Here is a 26983-nt window from a genome sequence, read left to right on the forward strand (position 1 = left end):
GGGGGTATTAGCTTCTTTGTTAGGCTTGAAGCACAAAAAAAGGCCTAGAGGCCTTTTTTGTAATATTGTTCATTGATAGGTTCAATAAAATTAAGAACCTCTTCTTGTCCTATACCGGAAGAGGAGGAGGTTATAAAATATTGAGGGGCCTCTTCCCAAACACCTTCCAGTAATTTTTCGATATAAGAATTTACATGGTTCTCAATGGCTTTAGGTTTTAACTTATCGGCTTTGGTAAATATGATGCAAAACGGAATCTGGTTTTCTCCCATCCATTCCAAAAAATCCATGTCAACCTTTTGGGGCTCGTGTCTAATATCGATCAGTACAAAGGCGCATACTAACTGTTCGCGCTCTAGAAAATAATCGGTAATGTATTTTTGGAATGTTTTCTTGTCTTTCTTAGAAACGCGGGCATAACCGTACCCTGGTAAATCTACTAAAAACCAATTTTCATTAATTTTAAAGTGATTTATCAATTGGGTCTTACCAGGCCTTCCCGAAGTTTTTGCTAGATTTTTTCGCTGCGTTAGCATGTTAATCAGGGACGATTTACCTACGTTAGAGCGACCAATAAATGCATATTCGGGTATAGGGTCCTTTGGGCAATGGGCAACCTTGGAGTTGCTCATGACAAAGTCAGCCGACTTTATTTTCATCTGTTTTTTTTAATTATGATATTATAAGGATTGGCTCCTTGTGTGTAATTTACTTAAAAATTACGTTTGGTTAACCACTGGTCCAAAATTGAGTTGAATTCTAACGGGTGCTCCATCATGGGGGCATGACCACATTTGTCTATCCAAAATAATTCAGAATCCGGTAGTAATAATTGAAATTCTTCTGCTACATTAGGAGGGGTAACCGCGTCGTTCTTGCCCCAAATAATGCAGGTAGGAGTGTGCATGTGTGGTAAGTCTTTAGACATGTTGTGGCGAATGGCGCTTTTGGCAATAGCTAAAGTTTTTACCAGTTTAATCCGGTCATTCACCGTAGCAAAAACTTCATCTACGATCTCCTTGGTAGCAACTGCAGGATCGTAAAAAACATCCTGAGCCTTCTTTTTAATAAATTCGTAATCCCCTCTTTTTGGGTAACCGTCGCCCATGGCACTTTCATAAAGTCCCGAGCTTCCGGTAATGATAAGGGCTTTTGTGGTGTCGGGGTACAATTTGGTGTATAATAATCCTATATGTCCCCCTAAGGAATTTCCCAGCAATATGACGTCTTTAAGGCCTTTGTGCTTTATAAAACCATCTAAAAACTTAGCAAAGCTTTTTACATTGGTTTTTAATAAAGGCATGTTGTATATTGGTAGTTCTGGTACTAAAACCTTATATCCCTTGGCGGGGAAATGACTCATGACCCCATGGAAGTTACTTAGTCCTCCCATAAGCCCGTGTAGAATTATAATGGGGGTACCATCTCCTATTTCTATGTATCGGTATTTTCCTTCGCTAATTATTTTTTCTTCCATTAAGGACAGCTTCTAATCTTGATGCGCAAATATAGGCATTTCCTAATTATGCAAGCACAGCTAACTTTTGTGAACCGTAACTTTCGAATATTTTTTTGTAAAAATCGAGATTTTTGCCAGCTTTTTTGATCTGTTTTTAAGCCGTAAAAATCTGTCTATTTGTCGAAAATAAACATTATTTATCAACAATGTGGTATTAAGTGGTAAATAGTGGTAATAATTTCTATATATTTGAGTTATCAATTAAAAACCAGCCATTTTAAGTGATAAATTTCATAGGGACATATGATTGTAAAGCAGACTCCAAAGGAAGGGTGATGCTACCTATGGCCTTGAAGAGTCAATTGGCACCTGTTCTAAATGAGGGCTTTGTGATAAAGCGCTCTGTTTTTTCGCCTTGTTTAGAGTTGTATCCGATGGCAGAATGGAATTTGTTGATGCAGAAGTTGAGTAAGAAAAATAGATTTATAAAAAAGAATAACGATTTTATAAGAAGGTTTTCGGCAGGAGTGAAAATTGTCGAGATAGATGCTACTGGGAGATTGTTAATTCCTAAAAATTTAGTCGAAGTGGCTGGGATAACGAAGGAGGTAGTTTTGAGTTCTTCGATTAAAATATTAGAAATTTGGGACAAGGATAGTTATGAGAAGGTATTGGAAGAAACAACTGACGACTTTGCAGGTCAGGCAGAAGAAATAATGGGAGATGACACAGATGAATTATCATAATCCGGTATTGTTAAAGGAGTCCGTAGATGGACTAAATATTAAGCCTGACGGTATTTACGTTGATGTTACCTTCGGTGGAGGTGGGCATTCTAGGGAAATATTAAAACGATTGGGAGAAAATGGAAGGCTGTTGGCCTTTGATCAGGATGAAGATGCTTTGGAAAATGCTATTGATGATAGTCGTTTTCAATTGATAAATGAAAATTTTAGATATATAAAGCAGTTTTTGAAGTTCTATGGGGTGCGGAAGGTAGATGGTATCTTGGCCGATTTTGGGGTTTCTTCCCATCAGTTCGATAAGGCAGAAAGAGGGTTTTCGACTCGCTTTGATGCAGACCTGGACATGAGGATGAGCAAAAAAAATACGGTGTCGGCCTTTGAGGTGGTAAATGTGTACGATTACGATGAGCTTAGAAGAGTTTTGTTTCAATATGGCGATTTGCGAAATGCCAATGCCATGGCTAAAACAATTATAGCTTACAGGGAAACAACACCTATAAAAACTACCGAGCAATTAAAAGAAGTCTTGCAGCAATACTTGCCAAAGTTTAGGGAGCATAAAATATTGGCTCAAATTTATCAGGCGATACGTATTGAAGTGAATCAAGAGATTCAAGTGATCAAAGAATTCTTGGAGCAGTCTTCAGAGTTAATGGAAAAGGGAGGAAGGTTAAGTATGATTAGTTATCATTCTTTAGAAGATCGTTTGGTGAAACGGTATATAAGATCTGGTCAGTTTGAAGGAGAGCCAGAGAAAGATTTTTACGGAAATATCAATGTGCCTTTTAAGAAAGTAGGTGGGTTAATTGTGCCGACTAGAGAAGAGATAAAAATAAATAATAGAGCCAGAAGTGCAAAATTAAGAATAGCCGAAAAACTATAACTTTTCTTTAGATTCTTGATGGTGTTTTTGGAATAGTTAAAACCTTATGCTGCATGTCGAATATGAAGGATGGAATCATAGGCATATTAAAAGGAAAGTTTCTGGTAGACGGAGGTGCTCCTAAAAACTGGATGTTTATTGTTTTTGTTTCGTTTTTAGCAACTATAATGATAGCGAGTTCGCATAAGGCCGATGGATTGGTTCATAAAATAGCAGCCTTGAACGAGGAGGTGAAAGAGCTTAGAAGTGAATTTGTAGATGTGCGATCCGATGTGCAGGAATTAAAACTAGAGTCGTCCATATTGCAAAAGGTAGAAAATCGAGGCTTGTTTCCTTCCGAAACTCCCCCTAAAAAAATAAAAGTAAAAAGACTAACAAAAGAATAGTGCCGATAACAGAAAAGAGCATATTGACTAGGTTATATATTGTGGCAGGATGTCTATTCTTGTTCGCAATTGCTGTTTTGGTCAAATTGGTCAGTATTCAGATGGTAGACGGGGACAAATATAGGAAGTTGGCCATGGAGAGCACTTCCAAATTGTTTACTATAGCTCCCAACAGGGGAAATCTATATTCGGACGATGGTAGTTTGTTGGCAACCTCTGTGTCTAGGTACACTATTAGATTCGATGCCGAAACCGTTAGTAGTAAAGATTTTGAAGAAAATATAAAACCGTTATCCGACGCCTTGGGGAAATTGTTTGGAAGAACATCTTCTTACTATCAACAATTGTTGAGAAAGGCAAGGGCCAATAAAAACCGATATGCTTTAGTCGCTAGGAATTTGGACTATTCGGAGTATATGGCGGTAAAGAAAATGCCTTTGTTTAAAAAAGGGCCCTATAAAGGCGGACTGATTATTGAGCAAAAAACGGTTCGAGAGCATCCTTTGGGGAAAATTGCAGAACGCAGTGTAGGTTATGAAAGAGTAGATGAGAACGGGTACTATACGCGTGTGGGGTTAGAAGGCGCCTTTGGGGATTACCTAAGAGGGCAGGAAGGTAAGCGATTGAAGCAAAAAATAGCCAAGGGGCAGTGGAAACCTATAGGATGGGATAATGAGGTAGAGCCAAAAGACGGGTATGATGTAATTTCTACTATTGATATCAATATACAGGATATTGCGCATCATGCTTTATTAGGTCAATTAGAAAAGTATAAGGCAGATCACGGTACAGTAATAGTGATGGAGACAAAAACAGGAGAGGTTAAAGCTATTTCTAACCTGGGGCGTACCAATGATGGTCATTATTATGAAAGATTAAATTATGCGATAGGAGAATCTCACGAGCCTGGTTCTACCTTTAAGTTGGTATCCATGGTGGTGGCCTTGGAAGATAAGGTGATTGATACCAGTACTGTTATAGATACAGAGAACGGACGGTTTAAGGTGTACGATCGTACGGTTAGGGATTCTAAGTATGGGGGGTATGGAAAGATCTCCGCAGGACGTGCTTTTGAAGTTTCCTCGAATACCGCAATGGCCAAAATTATTCACAATAATTATAAGGATAAGCCCGAGAAATTTGTGAACCGTCTTATGAATATGAATCTTCATCAAGAATTGGGTCTGCCGGTAAAAGGAGAGGGGAAACCTGTCATTAGATACCCTGGCGATAAAGGGTGGTCCGGTATTTCGTTGGCTTGGATGTCTTACGGTTATGAAGTGTCATTGACCCCTTTGCAGACGCTTACCTTTTATAATGCCATTGCCAATAATGGGGAAATGGTAAAGCCTAGACTTATTAAGGAAGTAAAGGAATGGGATAAGACGATTCTTAAATTTGAGAAGGAAGTCATTAACCCTTCTATTTGTTCTATGGAGACCGTGCTAAAGGTTAGGCAGTTATTGAAAAATGCCGTAGAGAAAAAACACGGGACAGGACATAAATTGTATTCCCCGAATTTTTCCATGGCCGGAAAAACTGGGACTGCTCAGAAACATTATGAGTCTAAAGACCCTGATAAGTTAAAATATATTTCGACTTTTGCAGGTTATTTTCCAGCCGATGATCCGGAATATTCTTGTATCGTAGTTATTCATGAGCCAGACAAGAGTGTTGGGTATTATGGTGCCGATGTATCGGGTCCGGTTTTTAAGTCTGTGGCGCAAAAAATATATGCTACTTCTCCCTTGGTAGATGAGGTAGACGTAACTCTGTTGGCAGATGCTAAGTTAGATGCAGCTTATCAAAAATATTATGACACCGCTAATAAGAAGTATCATCAGATGCCAAATGTAGAAGGAATGAGCGGAATGGACGCTGTTTCTATTTTGGAGAACTTAGGGGTGCAGGTAGAGGTTAAAGGAAATGGAAAGGTTAAAAGGCAGTCTATTTCCCAAGGGACAGATTTAGGAAAGGATGCAAAAATTGTTTTGGAGTTATTATGAGGACATTGAAAGATATATTGTATGGGGTTGGTATTTCTGCGGTAAGCGGTAGTACTGCCGTGATGGTGAACAATATTTGTTTCGATTCGCGTAAAATAGGTATGGACGATATTTTTGTAGCCATTAAGGGAACACTGACAGATGGACATCAGTTTATAGATATCGCTATAGCAGCTGGAGCAAAAGCTATTGTGTGTGAAGAGCTGCCTGAAAAAATGATCAATGAAATTACCTATGTTCAAGTAGATAGCGGAAATAAAGCCATGGCTATAATGGCTTCAAACTTTTATGGCAACCCATCAAAAAATTTAAAACTGGTCGGAGTTACCGGTACTAACGGAAAAACGACTGTAAGTAGTCTGTTGTACCAGTTGTTTAAGAAAGCAGGCTTTAAGGTAGGGCTGTTGTCTACTATAAAAATATTGGTAGATGATAAAGTATACCCTACGAGTCATACTACGCCAGATGCTTTGACGATTAATAGTTATTTAAAGTTGATGAACGATGCCGGGGTAGAATATTGTTTTATGGAGGTAAGTTCTCACGGTATTCATCAAAGAAGAACCGATGGTTTGGTTTTTGAAGGGGCTATTTTTACCAATTTATCACATGATCATTTAGATTATCATCATAGTTTTGCAGAGTATAGAAATATTAAAAAAGAACTGTTCGATAATTTACCAAAAAAGGCCTTTGCCCTTACTAATATAGACGACAAGAACGGTCTGTTCATGTTGCAAAATACCAAGGCTAAAAAACATACCTACGCCTTAAAATCATACGCCAATTACAGGGCTCAAATTTTGGAAAATCAATTTCATGGGCAGTTGCTTAAAATTGAAGAAAACGAAGTTTGGTCTAGGCTGATTGGAGATTTTAATGCCTATAATATGCTGGCTATTTATGCTACAGCAGATATTTTGGGTCTCGAGAAATTAGAGATTTTACGGCTTCTGAGTGAGTTGGAGAATGTAGATGGACGGTTTCAGTATTATATCTCCAAACAAAAAGTTACGGCAATAGTAGATTATGCGCATACTCCCGATGCCTTGAAAAATGTATTGGAGACCATCAACTCATTAAGGACAGGAAATGAAAATGTTATCACAGTGGTAGGCTGTGGTGGCGATAGAGATAAAAGCAAACGTCCTTTAATGGGGCATATAGCATCGTCCTTAAGTAATAAGGTGGTTTTGACATCCGATAATCCAAGATCGGAGTCGCCAACAGCTATCATGGCAGAAATGGAAGCAGGTGTGGAGCCTCAAAATGTACAAAAAATAGTGTCGATAGAGAATCGGGGACAGGCAATTAAAACGGCCTGTATGATGGCGGCACCCAATGATATTATTTTAATCGCCGGAAAAGGACACGAAACCTATCAGGAGACTATGGGGACAAGGATAGATTTTGATGATTTTAAAATAGTGAAAGACCTGCTGAACGGTCTAAATAAATAAGATATAATTAACAAAAGCCAAGGAAAATTAATTTATGCTATACTATTTGTTCGAATATTTGGAAAAAGAATACCAATTGCCAGGCGCAGGACTGTTTGAGTTCTTAACATTTCGTGCTTCTTTGGCGGTGTTGTTGTCCTTATTTATCGCTACCGTTTACGGTAAGAAGGTTATAGTATTCCTTCAGAAAAAACAAATAGGAGAAACAGTAAGAGATCTTGGTCTTCAAGGACAAAGCCAAAAAGCTGGTACTCCTACCATGGGTGGACTTATCATAATAATGGCAACCCTTATTCCAGTGCTATTGTTTGCTAAACTGAGCAATATTTATGTGATTCTTTTGATTATTACCACTTTATGGATGGGGGCTATTGGGTTTTTGGACGATTATATTAAAATATTTAAAAAGGATAAAGAAGGATTAAAAGGAAGATTCAAAATTTTGGGTCAAGTTGTTTTGGGACTTATCGTTGGAACTACGCTATACTTTCATCCAGGGGTTACCATGAAGGAAAGTACCCATAAAGGAATGACCCAAGGTACTGAAATAGCGCAACAGGCCAGTGTAGAAATAAAATCGATCAAAACGACCGTTCCTTTTTTTAAGAATAATGAGTTGGATTATACGAGTTTTATTTCTTGGATGGGAGAAGGAGCAGCAGACTACGCTTGGTTGATTTTTATCCCTATCATTATCATTATAGTAACGGCGGTATCTAATGGTGCGAACCTCACCGATGGAATTGACGGGCTTGCCGCGGGTACCTCGGCCATTATAGTATTGACCTTGATGATCTTTACCTGGATATCGGGGAACTATATATTTTCTAACTATTTAGATATAATGTTCATACCTAGGGTTGGAGAATTAGTTGTCTTTTTAGCTGCCTTTGTGGGGGCTTTGGTAGGATTTTTATGGTACAATGCCTATCCTGCTACAGTTTTTATGGGAGATACAGGAAGTTTGACCATCGGAGGTATTATTGCGGTGATCGCTATCATCATTAGAAAAGAATTGTTGATCCCAATTTTATGTGGAATATTCTTTGCGGAATCTATTTCTGTAATGCTGCAAGTGGGGTATTTTAAATATACGAAGAAGAAATTTGGTGAGGGGAAACGGATTTTTTTAATGGCACCCTTACATCATCATTATCAGAAAAAAGGGTATCATGAGAGCAAGATTGTTACCCGATTTTGGGTAGTAGGGATTCTTTTGGCAGTTATAACCATTGTTACATTAAAGGTTCGTTAGTATGAAAAGATTAGTGGTTTTAGGAGGAGGAGAAAGTGGGGTTGGTACCGCTATATTGGGATTGCAAAAAGGCTACGATGTTTTTGTGTCGGATAAAGGCGCTATAAAGGAAGCGTATAAAAAGGTTCTTAAGGACCATAAAATTGTATGGGAAGAAAATCAGCATACAGAGGCTAAGATCCTAAATGCCGATTTGGTGATGAAAAGTCCTGGCATACCAGACAATGTGCCGTTAATTAAATTATTAAAGGAAAAGGATATTCCTGTGGTTTCCGAAATAGAATTTGCTTTTAACTATACCAAAGCAACAATTATTGGGATTACGGGGAGCAATGGGAAAACAACCACTACGGCCCTAGTAAACCATCTCTTAAAAGAAGGCGGTTTAAAAGTGGGAATGGCTGGGAATATTGGCGATAGTTTCGCGAAAATGGTGGCTAATACCGATGTAGATTACTATGTTTTGGAAATCAGTAGTTTTCAGTTAGACGGGGTGGTCGATTTTAGGCCAAATATTGCCATCTTAACGAATATTACACCAGATCATCTGGATCGGTACAACTATAATTTTGAGAATTATATAGCCTCAAAATTCAGGATTGCAAAAAATCAGACCAATGAGGACTATTTAATTTACGATGCCGACGATGAAGTAATTGTAGAGTGGTTATCAAAAAACCCGGTAAAATCGAAGTTATTGCCTTTTTCATTAGAGAAAAAATTAAATGAAGGGGCGTATTTAGAAGGTGATAAAATTATTTTGATTATAAAAAATAATATCATGGAGATGAATACTGATAATTTGGCCTTGGAAGGGAAACACAACCTTAAGAATACTATGGCAGCAACAACTGCGGCCAAGCTAGTAAGTATAGGAAAGGATTCCATCCGTCGTAGTGTGGAGAGTTTTCAGGGGGTAGAGCACAGGTTAGAGAAAGTGTTGAAGATTCATCACGTACAATATATTAATGATTCCAAAGCTACCAATGTCAATGCAACGTATTACGCATTGGAAAGTATGAAAACGCCAACGATTTGGATTGTTGGTGGAGTAGATAAGGGGAATGAGTATAAAGAATTAATGCCCTTGGTAAGGGAAAAGGTAAAGGCGATTATTTGTTTGGGAGTTGATAATTCTAAAATTAAGGATGCCTTTGGAAACGTGATAGATAGTATACAGGAAACGACAACTATGAAAGAAGCTGTGGCAATGGCCTATAAACTGGCCGAACGTGGCGATACGGTTTTATTGTCTCCTGCTTGTGCTAGTTTTGACCTTTTCGATAACTATGAGGATAGAGGGAATCAGTTTAAAAGAGCAATACATAAATTATAATAGGTGGCTGGGATATTTAAAAATATTAGTGGTGATAAGGCGATTTGGGCAGTAGTAGCCCTTTTGGCGTTATTTTCATTTTTACCAGTGTACAGTGCCAGTAGTAACTTGGTGTATGTGGTCGGTAGCGGAACCTCTATCGGCTACTTGGTAAAGCATGCCTTCCTTTTACTTCTAGGCTTTGGGATTATTTATGGGGTTCACCGTATACCGACCCATTTCTTTAAGGGCTTATCTTTAATTGCTATGCCGGTAGTATTGCTATTGTTGGCGTATACCTTGGCACAAGGAGACGTAATTGACGGTGCAAATGCTAGCCGTTGGATACGGATACCAGTGGTTGGAATTACCTTTCAGACGTCTAGTTTAGCCTCGGTTGTGCTCATGATATATGTGGCCAGATACTTGACTAAAATAAAGGATAACACCGTTACTTTTAAAGAAAGTATTTTGCCTTTATGGACGCCGGTATTTTTGGTAATCATGCTCATATTGCCAGCAAATTTTTCTACTGCCGGGATTATGTTTAGCATGGTGCTGCTTTTGTGTTTTTTAGGAGGTTACCCTATACGTTATTTACTGGGGATTATAGGGGCTGGAGTGTTATCGCTTACCATGTTCATTCTTACCGCCAAGGCGGTTCCAGATTTATTTCCGAACCGAGTAGATACCTGGATGAATAGAATAGAAAGTTATTCTAATCCGGAAGATACTGAAGGCAATTACCAAATAGAAAAAGCTAAAATTGCTATTGCTACAGGAGGTATTATGGGTAATGGTGCAGGGAAAAGTGTTATGAAGAATTTTTTACCACAGAGTTCTTCAGATTTTATATATGCCATCATTGTGGAAGAATATGGTTTGATCGGTGGATTTACACTCATGTTCTTTTATTTGTTGTTGCTTTTTAGAATTGTGGTGGTTGCTAATAGCCATCCCACAATATTTGGAAAGTTATTGGTATTGGGGGTCGGACTCCCGATAGTCTTTCAGGCATTGATAAATATGGCCGTGGCGGTAGAGTTGTTTCCCGTTACCGGACAAACATTGCCTCTGATTAGTAGTGGTGGAACATCGAGTTGGATGACTTGTTTGGCAATAGGGATTATTCTTAGTGCCAGTAACAAAAAAAGTCAGACCGAATCGGAAGAAATAGATGAGAATAACCCTTTAGAAGTATTAAGTGGACAATTATAGGTTTATACTTTCGGGAGGTGGTACAGGCGGACATATTTATCCGGCCATTGCGATCGCAAATGAGTTAAAGGAAAGGTTTCCCGATGCTGAAATTTTGTTCGTAGGGGCAAAAGACAGAATGGAAATGGAAAAAGTACCACAGGCAGGTTACAAAATAGAGGGCTTGTGGATAAGTGGGGTTCAACGGAAACTGACCCCTAAAAATTTAATGTTTCCCTTTAAAGTAATAAGTAGTTTGGTGAGATCGGCGAACATCCTTAAAAAGTTTAAACCCCATGCCGTAATTGGTACAGGAGGGTTTGCTAGCGGCCCCCTTTTAAAGGTAGCCTCGGTAAAGGGTATTCCATGTCTGATCCAAGAACAAAATTCTTATGCAGGAATTACTAATAAGTTATTAGCCGATAAGGTTAAAAAGATTTGTGTGGCTTATGAAGGGATGGATACGTTTTTTCCGAAAGAAAAGATAGTGAAGACCGGAAATCCTGTTCGGTCAGATCTGATTTCCCTATCAGAAAACAGGGAGCAGGCAATGCAGTTCTTTAACCTGGATAAGAATAAACCAACATTATTGGTGTTGGGAGGGAGTTTAGGAGCTAGGCGCATCAATGAATTGATAGAGGATAAACTATCTTTTTTTAAAACATTTGGGTTGCAACTGATTTGGCAATGTGGTAAGCTGTATTATGAAGAATACAAAAAGTACGATAGCGAAGAGGTAAAGGTCTTCCCATTTGTAAACAGAATGGATTTTGCCTATACGGCCGCAGATATGATTATTTCGCGTGCTGGGGCAGGGGCGGTTTCGGAATTGAGTATTGTGGGGAAGCCGGTGATTTTTATACCCTCGCCTAATGTGGCGGAAGATCACCAAACCAAAAATGCAAAGGCTTTGGTGGCAAAGAATGCTGCCGTTATGATCACTGAAAGGGATTTGGATACTCAGTTTGAAGAGGACTTTATGGATTTAATGCTGACAAAAAATAGACAACAAGAATTGAGTATCAATATAAAAAAAATGGCCTTGCCCGATGCCACTAAGAAGATTGTAGATGAGATCGAAAAAATGTTGAACAAAGGGTAGTTTACATGTTATATAAGCAGGAAACAGAGATCCTGTTGATGGGAGTGAAAAGATTAGGGGATATTTTGGTATAGTAGACCCTAAAAAGAATAAAATTAAATGTACGGCATAACAGCCTTAAGAATTAAAGCATAGAAATGAATATAAAAGATATACATAACGTCTACTTTATCGGTATAGGAGGCATTGGTATGTCTGCTCTTGCCAGATACTTTAAGTTTATAAAAAAGACGGTAGCCGGTTATGATAAGACGGCATCTCCACTGACCAAGGATTTGGAAAGTATGGGGATTGATATTCATTACGAGGATAATTTAGCATTAGTACCGCAAGGATGTTTAAATAGAGAAAACACATTGATTGTGTACACTCCGGCTGTACCTAAGGACCATTCGGAATACCGTTATTTTATCGATCGAGGATTTGCGGTAAAAAAACGTTCCGAAGTATTGGGACTGATCACCAGGGATACGTACTGTCTGGCAGTGGCTGGTACTCATGGTAAAACGACCACTACTTGTATTTTGGCTCATTTGTTAAAAGAGTCAGGTGTTGCTATGACCGCCTTTTTAGGAGGTATATCGGAAGATTTTAATAGTAACTTTTTATTGGAAGGCACAAAATATTCAGTGGTGGAGGCAGATGAGTTCGACCGCTCATTTTTACAGCTTTCTCCAGATATTGCTTGTGTAACTTCCATGGATGCCGATCATTTGGATATTTATGGCAATAGTGAGGGACTAAAAGATTCCTTTGTTGAGTTTACAAAAAGGTTGAAGCCCAACGGGAAACTTTTTGTACGCAATGGCTTGCCATTAGAAGGGATAACTTACGGGATAGAAGACGACTCGGATTTTTGTATCCGAAATATAAAAATAGAAAATGGAGCCTACATATTTGATTTGGTAACTCCGGAGACTACCCTCAACGGAGTAAAGTTCCATAAGCCTGGGGAGCATAATTTGCTTAATGGCTTAGTTGCCTTTGCAATGGCGATACAAGCTGGTGCCCCGCCACATCGCCTTGCAAAAGCATTGGCGACTTTTAAGGGAGTTCAAAGAAGATTCTCGTATCAGATAAATACGGACGAATTTGTTTTTATAGATGATTATGCGCATCACCCAACAGAAATTAACGCGGTGTACCAAGCGGTTTCTCAAATGCATCCGGGAAAAAAAGTGTTGGCCGTATTTCAGCCACATTTATTCTCCAGAACAAAGGACTTTGTAGATGACTTTGCGGAAAGTTTGGCTAAGTTTACCAGTGTAGTATTGTTAGATATATATCCGGCAAGGGAGATGCCTATTGAAGGGGTAAGTTCACAATGGTTATTGGAAAAAATTAGTAATCCTAATAAAAAATTAGTAGAAAAGTCTACGCTTTTAGCAGAAATAAAGACACAGAAGCCCGAAGTTTTAGTGATGATGGGGGCTGGCGATATAGGTTTAGAGGTAGCTAATATTAAAAAAGAATTATTATGAAAATAAATTGGAATTTCTTTGCGATGGGAGTCCTGTTATTTGCTGTAATAGGTCTTTATATATTTGCCAACCATCGCAATAATCGACGACATATAGAAAAGGTGAACATTTCTTTTACAGGTGATCAAAATTTTTATCTTAGCCATGAGGCCGTTCATAAATTATTGATGCAAAAATTAGGGAATCTAGAAAATTTGCCGAAAGAAAAATTAGTTTTGAATGCTGTAGAAAAACTAATAGAATCTAATGAGATGGTGAAAAAAGCTCATGTTTATTTGACGATAAAGGGTGAGTTAAGGGCTAAAATAGAACAGCGCAAGCCTATTGGGCGAGTAGAGGGGGTTGCGAAATATTATGTGGATGAAGACGGAAAACGCATGCCTTTATCTAATAACCATTCGGCGCGAGTTCCTTTGGTTACGGGAAAAGTCACAGAGCAAAGCCTTGGTGATGTACATGATATTATAACATTTGTAAACCAGGATGATTTTTTAAGGAAAAACGTGATAGGAATACACGTAACGGAACATCTAAATTATCTTTTAAAGTTTAGAATGGATAATTTTGTGGTCGATTTGGGGAGAACAGAAGAGATGCCCAGGAAATTTAACAATTTTAAGGCCTTTTATTTAAAGGCACATAAAGACAAAACATTGAGTCAATATAGTAGAGTTAGTTTAGAATTTAATAACCAGGTAGTTTGCACCAAAATATAAGTTATGGAACAAGGTAAATATTCAGTTGGTTTAGACATTGGTACCACCAAGATTGTAGCTATTGTTGGCAAGGAAAATGAGTACGGAAAAATTGAAGTTTTGGGTATTGGGAGGTCTAAAAGTCTTGGGGTGCACCGAGGCGTGGTCAACAACATTACCCAGACCATTAAATCTATACAAACAGCCGTAGCGGAAGCAGAAGCAAATTCTGGTTTGAAAATTGAAAATGTGGTGGTTGGTATTGCTGGGCAGCATATAAGAAGTTTGCAGCATAGTGATTATATAACGAGGACTAATTCTGAGGATGTCATCAATGAGGAAGATGTAGAAAAGTTATGTAATCAAGTCTATAAATTGGTTATGCTTCCTGGCGAAGAAATTATCCATGTATTGCCTCAAGAATTTAAAATAGATGGGCAAGGAGAGATCAAGCAGCCTATGGGGATGTACGGAGGTAGACTCGAAGCCAATTTTCATGTGGTAGTAGGGCAGGTATCGTCTATCCGTAATGTTGGTCGTTGTATAAAAAGTGCAGGCTTGGGCTTGGGAAATATTACTTTGGAGCCTTTGGCTTCGGCAAATGCAGTACTTAGTCAAGAAGAAAAAGAAGCTGGTGTGGCTTTGGTAGATATCGGTGGCGGTACTACCGACTTAGCCATATTTAAAGATGGGATAATTCGCCATACGGCCGTAATTCCTTTTGGTGGAAATGTAATTACAGAAGATATCAAAGAGGGATGTTCTATTATAGAAAAACAGGCAGAGCTATTAAAAATAAAATTTGGGTCGGCTTGGCCCGGAGAAAATAAGGATAATGAAATTGTTTCCATCCCCGGATTAAGAGGAAGGGAGCCCAAGGAAATTACCTTAAAGAATCTCTCCAAAATTATTCATGCCAGAGTGGTGGAAATTGTAGAGCAGGTATATGTAGAGATAAAGAACTACGGGCATGAAGAGCAAAAGAAAAAATTGATTGCCGGTATAGTGCTAACTGGTGGCGGAAGCCAGTTAAAGCATTTAAAGCAATTAGTAGAATATATCACGGGAATGGATACGAGAATAGGGTATCCTAACGAGCATTTGGCCGGGGATTCCGATGAGGAAATAGCAAGCCCCTTGTATGCTACAGCGGTTGGTTTATTAATGAATGCCGTTCAAAATAAGCCAAAAGGTGTTTCCGAAGAAGAGGAAATTCCTCTAGAGGAGACCACGGAAAAAGAAATCGTGGCGGAAGATTCAAAAATAGAGGCTAAAAAAGAAAAAGTAAAAGCTGAAAAATCTATTTTTGAAAGATTTACTGAAAGATTTAAGAATTTTTTAGATAGCGCAGAGTAAGACAATTAAGAAAGAACGTAGGAAAGCAACCAGTAAACAAGAAAAGATGAGCAAAAGCACAGAATTCGAAAATATATCTTTTGATTTACCCAAGAATCAAAGTAACGTAATCAAAGTCATCGGTGTCGGTGGAGGAGGTAGCAACGCGATCAATCACATGTTCCAGGCCGGAATCAATGGGGTAGATTTTATTATTTGCAACACCGATTCACAGGCCTTAGAAAATAGCCCTGTGCCCCATAAAATACAGTTAGGGGTTTCATTGACCGAAGGATTGGGGGCTGGTGCCAACCCAGAGGTTGGGGAACAAGCTGCGATTGAAAGCATGGAAGAAATTAAGAACATGTTGGATACCACTACGAAAATGATCTTCATTACGGCTGGAATGGGCGGTGGAACAGGAACTGGTGCTGCGCCTGTTATTGCCAAGATGGCTAAGGAAATGGATGTGCTTACGGTTGGGATCGTTACTATGCCTTTTCTTTTTGAAGGTAAAATGCGTTGCCAACAAGCTCAGTTGGGAATCGAAAAACTTCGTGCCAATGTAGATTCTTTAATTGTCATCAACAATAATAAACTAAGAGAAGTGTATGGCAACCTTGGGTTTAAAGCCGGATTCTCTAAAGCAGATGAAGTCTTGGCTACTGCTGCTCGTGGTATCGCAGAAGTAATTACGCATCACTATACACAAAACATAGATTTACGTGATGCCAAAACGGTGCTTTCCAATAGTGGTACTGCCATTATGGGGTCTTCTATTTCTTCAGGTTCGGCCAGGGCCCATGAGGCTATTATGAAGGCTTTGGACTCGCCCTTGTTGAACGATAATAAAATTACGGGTGCTAAGAATGTACTATTGCTTATTGTTTCGGGATCTCAGGAGATTACCATTGATGAAATAGGAGAGATTAACGACCATATCCAGAATGAGGCCGGATTTGGAGCAAACATCATTATGGGTGTTGGAGAAGATGAGGGACTGGGCGAAGCAATCGCAGTTACGGTTATTGCCACGGGTTTTAATATAGACCAACAGGATGATATTGTAAATACCGAAACAAAAAAAATCATTCATACGTTAGAAGATGAACAAAAAGCGGAACAAGTATTGGTTTCGAAAAATGTGGTTCATCAGTTGGTCGAGGAAAAAAAGGAAGTTAAAACGGCGCCTATTAAACATACATTAGACGATAGGGCTTCGGAAGGAGATTTAGTGCCTACAAGTGAATATATAAAAAACCTTACCGTTTTTCATGAGGAAGTAGCGTCAAAAAGTGCGCAAGACGATTTCATTATTATTGACACTTCCAACAAAGTAAAAGAGATGGAAGTCGTAGATGCCCAGGAAATAACGAACGAGGTGCCAGGTGAAGACCAATTCGAAATTAGTTTCGATATGCCTTTAACTAAAAAATCGGAAGCTGATGAGGTGGAAGAGGAGCAAATTGTCACCTTGGATTTTGATGATGATGTTAAGGATATGGACGTAAAAGATCCTATTGAGGTAACCCCATCGGTAGATTATAATAAAGGAGGAGAAAAGCGATATAGTCTGGACGATTATATGGATTTGGAGAGCAAACTAAATGGTGCTCAATCTAAGTCCAAAGAGACGACCAAGCCAACCATTGTAGAGGAGGAGCTTAGAATAGAAAAGCGTACCGTGGTAAAGCAGGAAACAAAACCTACCGAAATTGTCGAGGAGGTGGAAGATCCAATGAATACTCCAATTCATTTATTGCTAAAAGAAAGGGCAGACGAACGAAGAAGAAAACTAAAAGACTACAATTATAAGTTTCAGAACAGTCTTAATAACTTGGAAGAGATCTCTAAGCAACCTGCGTATAAAAGGCAGGGAATAGATTTAAATGAAACGCCAAGAGAGAACAAGATTTCTAGAACAACTTTGGGTGAAGATGGGAATGATGAGATTAGATTAAGGTCTAACAATTCATTTTTACACGACAATGTGGACTAGGAAATAAATAGCTGTCTTTTTTATAAAGTTTAAACCCGAAAATTACGTTTATTTTCGGGTTTATTTTTTATCTTCGCAGCGCTAAAAATATAAAGAGATGAGTTTACAGCAAAGGATAATGGAAGATATGAAGGCTGCGATGAGGGCCAAGGATACAGTAGCCTTGGAATCTTTACGAGCGATAAAATCAGCTTTATTATTGGCAAAAACAGAAACTGGATCTGGCGAAGAACTTTCTGAAGAAGAGGAAGTAAAACTGGTTCAAAAATTGGTGAAGCAAAGAAAAGACAGTGCCGCTATTTATATAGAGCAAGGACGTGAGGACTTGGCAGCACCAGAAATTGCGCAGGCCGCAGTTATTGAGAAGTTTTTACCAGAACAATTGAGCGAGGAAGAGGTAGAAAAAGTAGTTCTGCAAACTATAGAAAGTACCGGGGCTTCTGGAATGAAGGATATGGGAAAAGTAATGGGATTGGTATCAAAGGAATTGGCAGGAAAAGCCGACGGGAAAACCATTTCTAATATTGTTAAAAATAAATTATCTTAGCAAAAAATAGATCGGTCCTTACGGACTGATCACCACTTATTATTGGCCGCGTGGCGCAACTGAATAGCGCATCAGATTTCGGCTCTGAGGGTTGGGGGTTTGAATCCCTTCGCGGTCACTACAAGCACAAAGCCTGCAACGAAAGTTGCAGGCTTTGTTGTTTTATAAAAAATACGAAGCCCTGCTTCAGCATTTTTTAAAAACAACAAAGCATATTGCCTGGCAATACCGGCTTTGTATTTGCAAAGGGGGCCGTTCAGGGAAAGGCGCAGCCAATCCCTTTATCATGATTTTATCAAAATTCCCTTGCAATACCGGCTTTGTATTTGCAAAGGGGATCGCTCAGGGAAAGGCGCAGCCAATCCCGCTTCATGATTTTACTAAAATTGCCTTGCAATGCAGGCTTGTATTTGCAAAGGGGGCCGTTCAGGGAAAGGCGGAGCCAATCCCTGCGTCATGATTTTATCAAAATTGCCTGGCAATACTGGCTTTGTATTTGCAAAGGGGATTGCTCAGGGAAAGGCGCTGCCAATCCCTGCGTCATGACTTTATCAAAATTCCCTTGCAATACTGGCTTTGTATATTCATAGGGGATCGCTCAGGGAAAGGCGCAAGGGAATCTTGTTCTTTAGTTTCATTCCATTACTTACTTATTGCAGTAATGATTCCTTTTAGTCGCTGTGCTACTGTTTATAAATTTAAAGGTAAGGATCTGCAATACGCTGCAGTGGTGTTTTTGAGTGGATATTAGGGGTGTTTTCTTCTGTGACGGCAAATAGTTTAGTAACTAGGGGTTAATGGCTCTAGGTTGGTTCTTGTCCACAATAGGCCTATGAAAAATGCAAGCAGGGAATTTTAATGGGTCAAATTTCATGTACGGCCTTTCCGTAAATAAAGAAACCGTAAATAAAGATGGTATTTAGGTCTTGTTTTTGGTAGTTAAGAAATGATCGGTAATTAAGTTTCAGTGTGCAGTATGTTGTCAATACTAATCAGGGAAGCCCAAAAACAATATTGTAGGTACGGCGCTTGGGCCATAGGTTTAATTGAGGGGTATACCCGAGATGGATAACTATCGTGCTTATAATTCCAACTTGAAGTGATCACCGTATTTCAGGTGTCGACACTTGCGTTAGGGATCGCAGCGGCATCCCCGCAGCATAGCAAGGGATATAGCGGAGCGCCCGACCGACGCAGGAGGGAACGCCCAAATTATTCCGGGAAAATCTACATGGATATAAAATACACTCGACCCATAAATGATATGCATTGTAATGTGATCTCTAAAAAAGAATCCCATTCAATCTAAGATCAAATGGGATTAAAAAGGTGTTCCCTAAACTTTAGGGGAATATATCTGAACTACTTATTGGTTCATAGTCATTAAAAACTCTTCGTTGTTCTTTGTTTGCTTAAAGCGTTGTTCTATGAATTCCATAGCTTCTACCGGGTTCATATCGGCCAAATACTTTCGCATGATCCACATACGTTGAATGGTATTCTCGTCCAATAAAAGGTCGTCTCTTCTTGTGCTTGACGAAGTAAGGTCGATGGCAGGGAAAATTCTTCGGTTCGATATTTTTCGATCCAATTGCAATTCCATGTTTCCTGTACCTTTGAATTCCTCAAAGATCACCTCGTCCATTTTAGAACCGGTTTCCGTTAATGCCGTAGCAATAATGGTTAACGAACCTCCGTTTTCAATGTTACGGGCAGCACCAAAGAAACGCTTAGGTTTGTGAAGGGCATTGGCATCTACACCACCACTCAATACTTTACCGGAAGCTGGTTGAACCGTGTTATAGGCACGGGCAAGTCTAGTGATAGAATCTAAAAGAATAACAACATCGTGTCCGCATTCTACCAAACGTTTTGCTTTTTCCAAAACAATATTGGCTACTCTTACGTGCTCGGTGGCCTCTTTGTCAAAGGTAGAGGCAACTACTTCTCCTCGTACGTTACGTTGCATATCGGTAACTTCCTCTGGACGTTCATCGATAAGCAAGATAATCTGGTATACTTCTGGATGGTTGGCCGCTATTCCGTTGGCAATATCCTTTAAAAGCATGGTCTTACCCGTTTTTGGCTGGGCAACGATCATCCCTCTTTGTCCCTTTCCGATAGGAGAGAACAAATCAATGATACGGGTAGAAATGGTGCTTTGGCTTTGGCGTTCGGCCAAATTAAATTTTTCTTGAGGGAATAATGGTGTTAAATGCTCAAAAGAAACTCTGTCTCTTACGATCTGAGGATCGATACCATTAATCTTGTTTACCTTGATAAGTGGAAAATATTTTTCGCCTTCTTTTGGTGGACGAACATTTCCTAGGACCGTATCTCCTGTCTTTAATCCGAACAAACGAATTTGTGACTGAGAAACGTAAATATCATCGGGAGATGAAAGGTAATTGTAATCCGAGGACCTTAAAAAACCATAGCCGTCTTGCATGATATCCAAAACACCTTCGCTCTCAATAATACTGTCGAACTCAAATTCTGGTTCTTTGTATTTATTTTTCAAATCCTTATCAAAATTACTGTTGTTTTTGTCAACGGTAGTTTTTGGATGGTTGGGCGTTTTCTTGTGTTGCGGTTTGTTTTGCTGAGGGCTGTTCTGGGGCGGAGTATTTTTTTGATGCTCCTTTCTTCCCTGTACAGGTTTTGGAGTTGGACTAGATTTCCTTTCGGGTTTATTTAATCCTTTTTTTATTTCGGCAGTCGTCTTAGGAGTCGCTGCCGGAGCTGTTTTTTCAACCGTAGTATCTGGTTTGTCGATGTTTTCTTCCCTTTTCTGGTGAACTGGCGTTTTTGGTCTTACCTCATTGGAGGTCTCTTTTTGTATTCTAGAGCGCCTAAGTTTCGGAGCGGAGTCTTCTGAAGGGGCTGCAGCTACGCTTTCTTGAACGATCTTAGGGTTTGACGCCTGTACATCAAGTATTTGGTAGACCAAATCGAGCTTTTTTAAAGTTTTAAACTTAGCTACATTTAGTTCCTTGGCTATTTCCTGAAGCTCAGGAAGCTTTTTTAATTTTAATTCTGAAATCTCAAACATTAAGTCTTGAATAAATTATACTTATTTCGAAAACATGAAGTGTATTCTATTATTATTGGGTAATAATTTGGGAACGAAATCCCCTGTTGGTAAGTGATTTGACTTATTAACAAAGCAATATTACAAATAATTTTCAATATTTAGTCGATAAATTTTAAAAATGCGCTTATTTTTGCTTTATAAATAGTTCAAAAAAGTATGATCCAAAGAATACAGACAGTTTATTTATTCGTAGTGATATTAATGGGGGCGGTCGTTCCTTTTTTTGTGAATCTATGGTCAGATGCTGCTGGTAATGAGATATATGCGGAAAGCGAAGTGCTATTTTCTATCTCTTTTTATGCGACGGCCGTTTTGGCCCTTTTAGCAATAACGAGGTACAAAAACAGAAAAAATCAATTTGTGCTAAACAGGTTGAATATGATATTAAATCTTTTTTTACTAGGATTTTTCGTGTACCGATCACTAAACTTATCCGGAGAAATGAATATTTCTGAGAAGGGTATTGGGATGCTGATTCCTGTATTTTCTATCGTTTTTTTAGTCCTGGCCAACAGGGCAATAAAAAAGGATGAAGATCTTGTAAAATCTGTTGATCGCTTGCGTTAAGCCTAACATCTTAGTAGTATTAGTGCGTTAAAACCCGGGGTTGTTTCCGGGTTTTTTTATGGTCATACGTCAAGGGTTTATCGCTAGGAATTTATCAGAAGGCAGGATAATGTTGTGCGATTTGCGTGGTAAATCCTCTCTGTTTAAATTTCTGGTATATTGTAGGATAGTGCTTTGGGCGTTCCCTCCTTCGTCGGTCGGGCGCTCCGCTATATCCCTTGCTATGCTGCGGGGATGCCGCTGCGATCCCTAACGCAAATAAAGGTGCAATTGACATTATGGTTCCATGAGTAATGGAGTAATGTGGGTTTGGTGTTAATGGAAGTGTTTATTGAAAGGATCCAAACTGCCACTTGCGTTACATGGAGTTTATCCCCCTCTTTTTCCGAGTTCTATGATTTCTAGGTCTTTAATGTTTTCGCCATCGATCACAAATCTGAGCATAGTTCTAATTTGATGGAAGCCATGGGTGCCGCAAGCTCCTGGGTTCATATGTAATAAGTTTAGTTTCTTGTCCCACATAACCTTTAAAATATGCGAATGTCCCGATATAAATAACTTGGGAGGGTTCTTTTTAATTTCTTCGCGGATACGCACATTGTATTTATTAGGATACCCTCCTATATGGGTGATCCAAACATCGACCCCTTCACAGGTAAATTTAAGGTCCAGCGGAAATTCTAATTGACATTTGTAGTCGTCGATATTACCGTGAACGGCGCGCAAAGGTTTAAATTTTTGTATTTCATCCGTAACAGTCAAACTGCCAATATCTCCAGCATGCCAAACTTCATCCGCATCTTTTACGTATTTTAAGATTTTGGCATCAATATGGCTGTGAGTATCGGAGAGCAGTAATATTCGGGTCATTTTTTATAAATTAAAAAGTAAGAAGGCAAAGGTACTAATGTAATTTAGGGAAGCTTGTATTAAATTAGGAGAATCAGTGATAAGAAAGTAGGTCGTAGGAGGAGAAGTTTATTGTTGGAGAGGATGTTGGGAGTGTTGGTTTAAAAGATAGCTAGTGAGGAAAGCTAGCATTAATTATGGCCGAGATTTCAATTTTAGATCCAAAATATTTATATCCAAAAGAATAGGTTTATCTTTGTAAACTTCAACAAGAGCGGATTCATTTGAGATATTTTTTAGTTTTTTCATATTATGGGAAGGCATATCACGGTTGGCAGATTCAACCTAATGCCATTACAGTACAAGAGGTTTTAGAACAGGCTATGTCCTTGCTTTTTAGGGAAACGGTGCAATTAACTGCGGCCGGGAGAACAGATGCCGGGGTGCATGCCAGGGAAATGTACGCCCATTTTAATACCGAGGTGGTTTTTAATAGGGAAGAAATGCGGTACCGCTTAAATGCTTTTTTGCCAAAAGATATAGCGGTAAAAGATATTATCGAGGTTCCTGAGGATGCTCATGCCAGGTTCGATGCTATAGAGCGTACCTATGAATATTGGATCGTACAGAATAAAGACCCTTTTTTGACCGATGCTGCCCATTACGTAAAGTATCCCTTAAATGTGGAGGCTATGAACGAAGCTGGTACAATTTTATTGGAGCATACGGATTTTGAATGTTTTTCAAAATCGAATACGGACGTCAAAACTTATTTATGCGATGTTAAAAAGGCATCGTGGCAACAAAAAGAAGGGCTATTGGTCTTCACCATTACGGCAGATCGTTTTTTGCGTAATATGGTCAGGGCCGTGGTAGGAACCTTGTTGGAAGTCGGTTTGGGAAAATGGTCCCTAGACGAGGTGAAGTTGGTTTTAGAGAGTAAAGATCGAAGCAGGGCAGGGGTATCGGTACCTGCGAAAGGATTATATTTAACGGAAGTAAAATACCCCAATCATATCATAAGATAAAATGGATAAGGAGACAGGAAAAGCTTTTGATTTTAGATTGTTTAAACGCTTGTTAAGGCATGTAAGGCCTTATAAGGTTACTTTTTATGGGGTAGCCCTTGTGGCGGTGTTATTATCATTATTTGCCGTATTGACCCCTGTTTTGGTGGGCGAAATTGTAGATAATGCCATTACCAATAAAGATGCCGATAAATTATTGGTACTTATCCTAGCCATGCTAGGGGTGCTGATCGGTGAAGTCTTAAGTCAGCTTTCTTTTAATTATTACGCCAATCTGTTGGGGGAATCCGTGATCAAAGATATCCGTATAAAACTTTTTAACCACCTAATGGGGTTTAAAATGAAATATTACGATAACTCTTCCATAGGGCTGTTGGTGACCCGTGCCGTAACCGATATGCAAAGGATCGGGGAGATTTTTAGTGAAGGTTTTTTTGTTATTGTGGCCGATTTGCTAAAAATGCTGGTCGTGGCCTCTGTTATGATTTTTGTTAACTGGAAATTATCACTGATCGTATTTGCCTTGTTGCCTATTATTTTATATGCTACCAGGCTGTTTCAAAAAGCCATGAAAGTGGCTTTTATAGAAGTTAGGTCCCAGGTGTCCAATCTTAATTCTTTTGTACAAGAACGTCTTACCGGTATGAAGATAGTACAGCTCTTTACCAGAGAAGAAATAGAAAAGGAAAAGTTTAGGGAAATAAATGAAAAGCATCAAAATGCATGGCTAAAAACTGTCTGGTACAACTCTATCTTTTTTCCTGTTGCAGAGATAGTATCTTCTATAACCGTTGGTTTAATTGTATGGTATGGCGGGCTTCAAAATGTAGCCGATATTAACAAGGAAGAATACGGAACTATTTTTATGTTCATATTGTTGTCTAGTATGCTGTTTAGGCCTTTACGTCAGATCGCAGATAAATTTAACACTTTGCAAATGGGAATGGTCGCTGCCAACAGGGTGTTCAAGATTTTAGATACCAATAGCAATATTGAAGATTTGGGCAATGTAGAAAAGGAAAGTATCAGGGGGGATATCGAATTTTCAGAGGTTCGATTTGGTTACCTAGAAAATGAGGAGGTGCTTCACGGAATATCCTTTAAGGTAAAAGCCGGAGACACGATTGCTATTGTTGGAGCCACAGGGGCAGGAAAATCGACCATTGTAAATTTGTTGAACAGGTTTTACGAAATAAACTCTGGTTCCATTAAGGTCGATCAGGTAGATATTAAGGATTATAAACTAAGTTCCCTAAGATCTAAAATTGCGGTGGTATTACAGGATGTTTTCTTGTTCGCGGACACGATAGCCAACAACATTTCCTTAAAAGACCAAGAGATAACCATAGAGCACATGGAGCAGGCGGCCAAACAAATAGGGGTTCACGAATTTATTGCAAGTCTTCCCGGTGGTTATGAGTATAATATTAAGGAAAGGGGAAGTATGCTTTCTAGCGGTCAGCGCCAGCTTATTGCTTTTTTAAGGGCTTATGTAAGCAATCCTAGTATCTTGGTGTTAGACGAAGCGACGTCTTCTGTAGATACCTATTCGGAACAATTGATTCAGCGTGCCACGGAAAAAATTACCGAGGGTAGAACTTCCATTATCATAGCCCATAGATTGGCAACCATAAAAAAAGCGGATAGAATTTTGGTGATGGATGCCGGTAAGATCGTAGAGTCGGGTAGCCATTCGGAATTACTACAAAAGGACGGGTATTACAAGAAATTGTACGAAGCACAGTTCTTGTCCGAGGAAGTGGTATAGAACGTTGGCGGCTATAAAGGAATTTGGCCGGAGTAGCCTGTAGATTACAAAGATCTTGGTGTCGTTGTTCTAATAGATGTTTGTTTAAAGAAGGTCTTCCGTAATAAGGCTGGTCAATTCTGTCAAATCGTTGAATAATACAAACTCACCATTTTTAATATAGGAAATAAGACCTGTTTCTTCACTTACAATAATCGCCAGGGCATCTGTTTTTTCGGTGATCCCAACCGCAGCCCTATGTCTTAGACCAAAACGCAAGGGTATGCTGCGTTCATTGGAAACCGGAAGAATGGTTCTGGTAGCAACAATATAGTTATCTTGAATAATGGCTGCACCGTCATGTAAAGGACTGTTTTTATAAAAGATACTTTCAATGATGGGCGAGGAAATCTCAATATTCATCTTATCACCGGTAGACTTTATAAAATCTAGGGAATTACTTCTTTCAATCACCAAAAGTGCACCGGTTTTGGTATTGCTCATTCGCTCGCATGCCGTTACTATGGCATCGACATTGGTGCCAATAGATAGTCCTTCTTGTTTAAGAAATTTAAAATGTTTTAGGAAGTTGCGTTTGGAAGCGAAATTGGTAGAACCGATCAGTAATAAGAACTTCCGTATTTCTTGTTGAAAAACAATGATCAGGGCAATTAGCCCTATGTTCATAAAACCACCGACAATACCACTGATCATCTGCATTTGGAGCAAGGCGGTGAGTTTCCAAATGGCCCAAACGATTACGATCCCTATAAAAATATTAATGGCGACCGTTCCACGTACTAATTTATATACATAATACAGCAATATGGCCACCAATATGATGTCTATAATGTCGGTAATACTAAAATCAAGAAAATTTAAAAAATCCAAGCTCGGGTGTTTGTGTAAAAATATAAAAAAGGCTCACACTACAATTTAAATTCAAACAAAAAGTTCAGACGGGAAGTTTATGGTATCGGCATACGAAAAACTTAAATTTAATCGGTCCCTTTCCCTATGGCTTCAAAAATCTTAACGCATTCCATGGCTTGTTTTACATCATGTACCCTTAAAATATGTGTTCCTTGTTGTAGGGCAATCATATTTAAGGCGGTAGTGCCGTTTAATGCTTCTGAAGGCTGGGTGTTGAGTAATTTATATATCATGGATTTTCTGCTTACCCCGGTCAATATAGGCAGCTTTAAATGGTGCAAAAGTTGAAACTTTTTAAAAATCTCATAGTTCTGTTCCAGGGATTTTGAAAACCCGAATCCTGGATCTATAATAATGTCGTGTACACCAGCAGCTCTGGCAAGGCTTACTTTTTCTGAAAAATAATAAAGGATGTCCTTAAGTAGGTGCTCATAATCGGTGAGTTTTTGCATGGTCTGGGGAGTTCCTTTCATATGCATCATAATGTAAGGAGCGCGGTATTTTGCTACGGTAGTGAACATTCTGGCATCTAAATTCCCTGCCGCTATATCATTGATCATTGCCGCACCGTGAAACAAGCAACTATTAGCGACCTTACTCCTAAAGGTATCTATAGAAATTAAAATGTCGGGGAAATTTTTCACCAATAGCTGAACAATGGGAACGATACGGGTCAATTCTTCTTCTTCACTGACATATTCGGCACCGGGCCTGGTACTGTAGGCGCCTACATCTATAAAGGTAGCGCCTTCTTGTAGCATGGTTGAAACCTGTTCTAAAATGGCCGATTCATCCTTGTATTTTCCTCCATCAAAAAATGAATCGGGGGTGACATTTAAGATCCCCATGACTTTGGGAGTACTTAAATCGATTAAATTTCCTTTGCAATTTATGGTCAT

24 protein-coding genes and 1 tRNA gene are annotated in these 26983 nt (G+C 39.0%); 19 read left to right on the top strand and 6 right to left on the bottom strand.

Translation table 11 applies throughout. The features are described 5' to 3' along the window. Positions 1-44: 44 nt before the first annotated feature. Positions 45-659 carry a ribosome biogenesis GTP-binding protein YihA/YsxC gene (gene yihA / locus HCG49_RS03840; protein WP_168468232.1) on the bottom strand — a complete coding sequence of 205 codons (615 nt, stop codon included), beginning with the start codon at positions 657-659 and terminating at the stop codon, positions 45-47. Positions 660-712: 53 nt separating this feature from the next. Then, positions 713-1477 (bottom strand): alpha/beta fold hydrolase, encoded by a 765-nt coding sequence (locus tag HCG49_RS03845; RefSeq protein WP_168468233.1) that lies wholly within the window; start codon positions 1475-1477, stop codon positions 713-715. Positions 1478-1740: 263 nt separating this feature from the next. Here HCG49_RS03845 and mraZ point away from each other — a divergent pair, with 263 nt between their 5' ends. From mraZ to HCG49_RS03925, 16 genes are all read left to right on the top strand, one after another. After that, positions 1741-2205, top strand: a complete 465-nt coding sequence (gene mraZ, locus HCG49_RS03850; protein ID WP_168468234.1) for a division/cell wall cluster transcriptional repressor MraZ — start codon at positions 1741-1743, stop codon at positions 2203-2205. Further along, positions 2192-3088: a 16S rRNA (cytosine(1402)-N(4))-methyltransferase RsmH gene (gene rsmH / locus HCG49_RS03855; protein ID WP_168468235.1), complete on the top strand. Its 897-nt coding sequence runs from the start codon at positions 2192-2194 to the stop codon at positions 3086-3088. The genes mraZ and rsmH overlap by 14 nt, the downstream gene beginning before the upstream one ends. 62 nt (positions 3089-3150) lie before the next feature. Continuing rightward, the gene (locus tag HCG49_RS03860) at positions 3151-3474 is read left to right on the top strand and encodes an FtsL-like putative cell division protein (RefSeq protein WP_168468285.1); all 324 of its coding nucleotides are present in this window, start codon (positions 3151-3153) and stop codon (positions 3472-3474) included. After that, positions 3474-5480 carry a penicillin-binding protein gene (locus tag HCG49_RS03865; protein WP_168468236.1) on the top strand — a complete coding sequence of 669 codons (2007 nt, stop codon included), beginning with the start codon at positions 3474-3476 and terminating at the stop codon, positions 5478-5480. Before HCG49_RS03860 ends, HCG49_RS03865 begins: the two co-directional genes overlap by 1 nt. After that, on the top strand, positions 5477-6940 hold the full coding sequence (locus tag HCG49_RS03870) for a UDP-N-acetylmuramoyl-L-alanyl-D-glutamate--2,6-diaminopimelate ligase (RefSeq protein ID WP_168468237.1): 1464 nt from the start codon (positions 5477-5479) through the stop codon (positions 6938-6940). Before HCG49_RS03865 ends, HCG49_RS03870 begins: the two co-directional genes overlap by 4 nt. 34 nt (positions 6941-6974) lie before the next feature. Continuing rightward, positions 6975-8195, top strand: a complete 1221-nt coding sequence (gene mraY / locus HCG49_RS03875) for a phospho-N-acetylmuramoyl-pentapeptide-transferase (RefSeq protein WP_168468238.1) — start codon at positions 6975-6977, stop codon at positions 8193-8195. Position 8196: 1 nt separating this feature from the next. Further along, complete coding sequence (gene murD, locus HCG49_RS03880; RefSeq protein WP_168468239.1) at positions 8197-9531, top strand: UDP-N-acetylmuramoyl-L-alanine--D-glutamate ligase; 1335 nt, start codon at positions 8197-8199, stop codon at positions 9529-9531. Between the two features lie 3 nt (positions 9532-9534). Then, on the top strand, positions 9535-10728 hold the full coding sequence (locus HCG49_RS03885; RefSeq protein WP_168468240.1) for an FtsW/RodA/SpoVE family cell cycle protein: 1194 nt from the start codon (positions 9535-9537) through the stop codon (positions 10726-10728). Then, positions 10715-11809, top strand: coding sequence for an undecaprenyldiphospho-muramoylpentapeptide beta-N-acetylglucosaminyltransferase (gene murG, locus HCG49_RS03890; RefSeq protein WP_168468241.1), 1095 nt, complete (start codon positions 10715-10717; stop codon positions 11807-11809). Before HCG49_RS03885 ends, murG begins: the two co-directional genes overlap by 14 nt. Positions 11810-11946: 137 nt before the next feature. Beyond that, positions 11947-13290 (top strand): UDP-N-acetylmuramate--L-alanine ligase, encoded by a 1344-nt coding sequence (gene murC / locus HCG49_RS03895; protein ID WP_168468242.1) that lies wholly within the window; start codon positions 11947-11949, stop codon positions 13288-13290. Next, a complete protein-coding gene (locus tag HCG49_RS03900; RefSeq protein ID WP_168468243.1) occupies positions 13287-14006 on the top strand; it encodes a cell division protein FtsQ/DivIB in 720 nt (239 codons plus the stop codon). Before murC ends, HCG49_RS03900 begins: the two co-directional genes overlap by 4 nt. Before the next feature lie 3 nt (positions 14007-14009). Next, positions 14010-15341: a cell division protein FtsA gene (gene ftsA / locus HCG49_RS03905; RefSeq protein ID WP_168468244.1), complete on the top strand. Its 1332-nt coding sequence runs from the start codon at positions 14010-14012 to the stop codon at positions 15339-15341. 46 nt (positions 15342-15387) lie between these two features. Next, the gene (gene ftsZ / locus HCG49_RS03910; protein ID WP_168468245.1) at positions 15388-17319 is read left to right on the top strand and encodes a cell division protein FtsZ; all 1932 of its coding nucleotides are present in this window, start codon (positions 15388-15390) and stop codon (positions 17317-17319) included. Positions 17320-17416: 97 nt separating this feature from the next. Then, positions 17417-17866 carry a GatB/YqeY domain-containing protein gene (locus tag HCG49_RS03915; protein ID WP_168468246.1) on the top strand — a complete coding sequence of 150 codons (450 nt, stop codon included), beginning with the start codon at positions 17417-17419 and terminating at the stop codon, positions 17864-17866. A gap of 44 nt (positions 17867-17910) precedes the next feature. Continuing rightward, positions 17911-17984: transfer RNA gene (locus HCG49_RS03920), tRNA-Arg, on the top strand. Positions 17985-18011: 27 nt separating this feature from the next. Next, a complete protein-coding gene (locus HCG49_RS03925; RefSeq protein ID WP_168468247.1) occupies positions 18012-18326 on the top strand; it encodes a hypothetical protein in 315 nt (104 codons plus the stop codon). A gap of 906 nt (positions 18327-19232) precedes the next feature. On the opposite strand, the gene rho is transcribed toward HCG49_RS03925, so the two are convergent. Next, positions 19233-20918 (bottom strand): transcription termination factor Rho, encoded by a 1686-nt coding sequence (rho, locus tag HCG49_RS03930; protein ID WP_168468248.1) that lies wholly within the window; start codon positions 20916-20918, stop codon positions 19233-19235. Between the two features lie 198 nt (positions 20919-21116). On the opposite strand from rho, the gene HCG49_RS03935 reads away from it, so the two are divergent. Next, positions 21117-21527: a DUF4293 domain-containing protein gene (locus HCG49_RS03935; RefSeq protein WP_168468249.1), complete on the top strand. Its 411-nt coding sequence runs from the start codon at positions 21117-21119 to the stop codon at positions 21525-21527. Between the two features lie 369 nt (positions 21528-21896). Here HCG49_RS03935 and HCG49_RS03940 read toward each other — a convergent pair whose 3' ends face one another. Then, a complete protein-coding gene (locus HCG49_RS03940) occupies positions 21897-22397 on the bottom strand; it encodes a metallophosphoesterase family protein (protein ID WP_168468250.1) in 501 nt (166 codons plus the stop codon). Positions 22398-22660: 263 nt separating this feature from the next. Here HCG49_RS03940 and truA point away from each other — a divergent pair, with 263 nt between their 5' ends. Beyond that, positions 22661-23404 carry a tRNA pseudouridine(38-40) synthase TruA gene (gene truA / locus HCG49_RS03945; protein ID WP_168468251.1) on the top strand — a complete coding sequence of 248 codons (744 nt, stop codon included), beginning with the start codon at positions 22661-22663 and terminating at the stop codon, positions 23402-23404. Between the two features lies 1 nt (position 23405). Then, positions 23406-25172: an ABC transporter ATP-binding protein gene (locus HCG49_RS03950; protein ID WP_168468252.1), complete on the top strand. Its 1767-nt coding sequence runs from the start codon at positions 23406-23408 to the stop codon at positions 25170-25172. Positions 25173-25256: 84 nt separating this feature from the next. Here HCG49_RS03950 and cdaA read toward each other — a convergent pair whose 3' ends face one another. Together cdaA and folP are read right to left on the bottom strand one after the other, a co-directional pair. Continuing rightward, entirely contained in the window at positions 25257-26042 is a 786-nt protein-coding gene (gene cdaA / locus HCG49_RS03955) for a diadenylate cyclase CdaA (protein WP_168468253.1), read from the bottom strand. Between the two features lie 107 nt (positions 26043-26149). Continuing rightward, positions 26150-26983 (bottom strand): dihydropteroate synthase, encoded by an 834-nt coding sequence (gene folP, locus HCG49_RS03960; RefSeq protein ID WP_168468254.1) that lies wholly within the window; start codon positions 26981-26983, stop codon positions 26150-26152.

The sequence above is a fragment of the Arenibacter sp. 6A1 genome (assembly GCF_012272855.1).
In the GTDB taxonomy this organism is placed as follows: Bacteria; Bacteroidota; Bacteroidia; order Flavobacteriales; family Flavobacteriaceae; genus Arenibacter.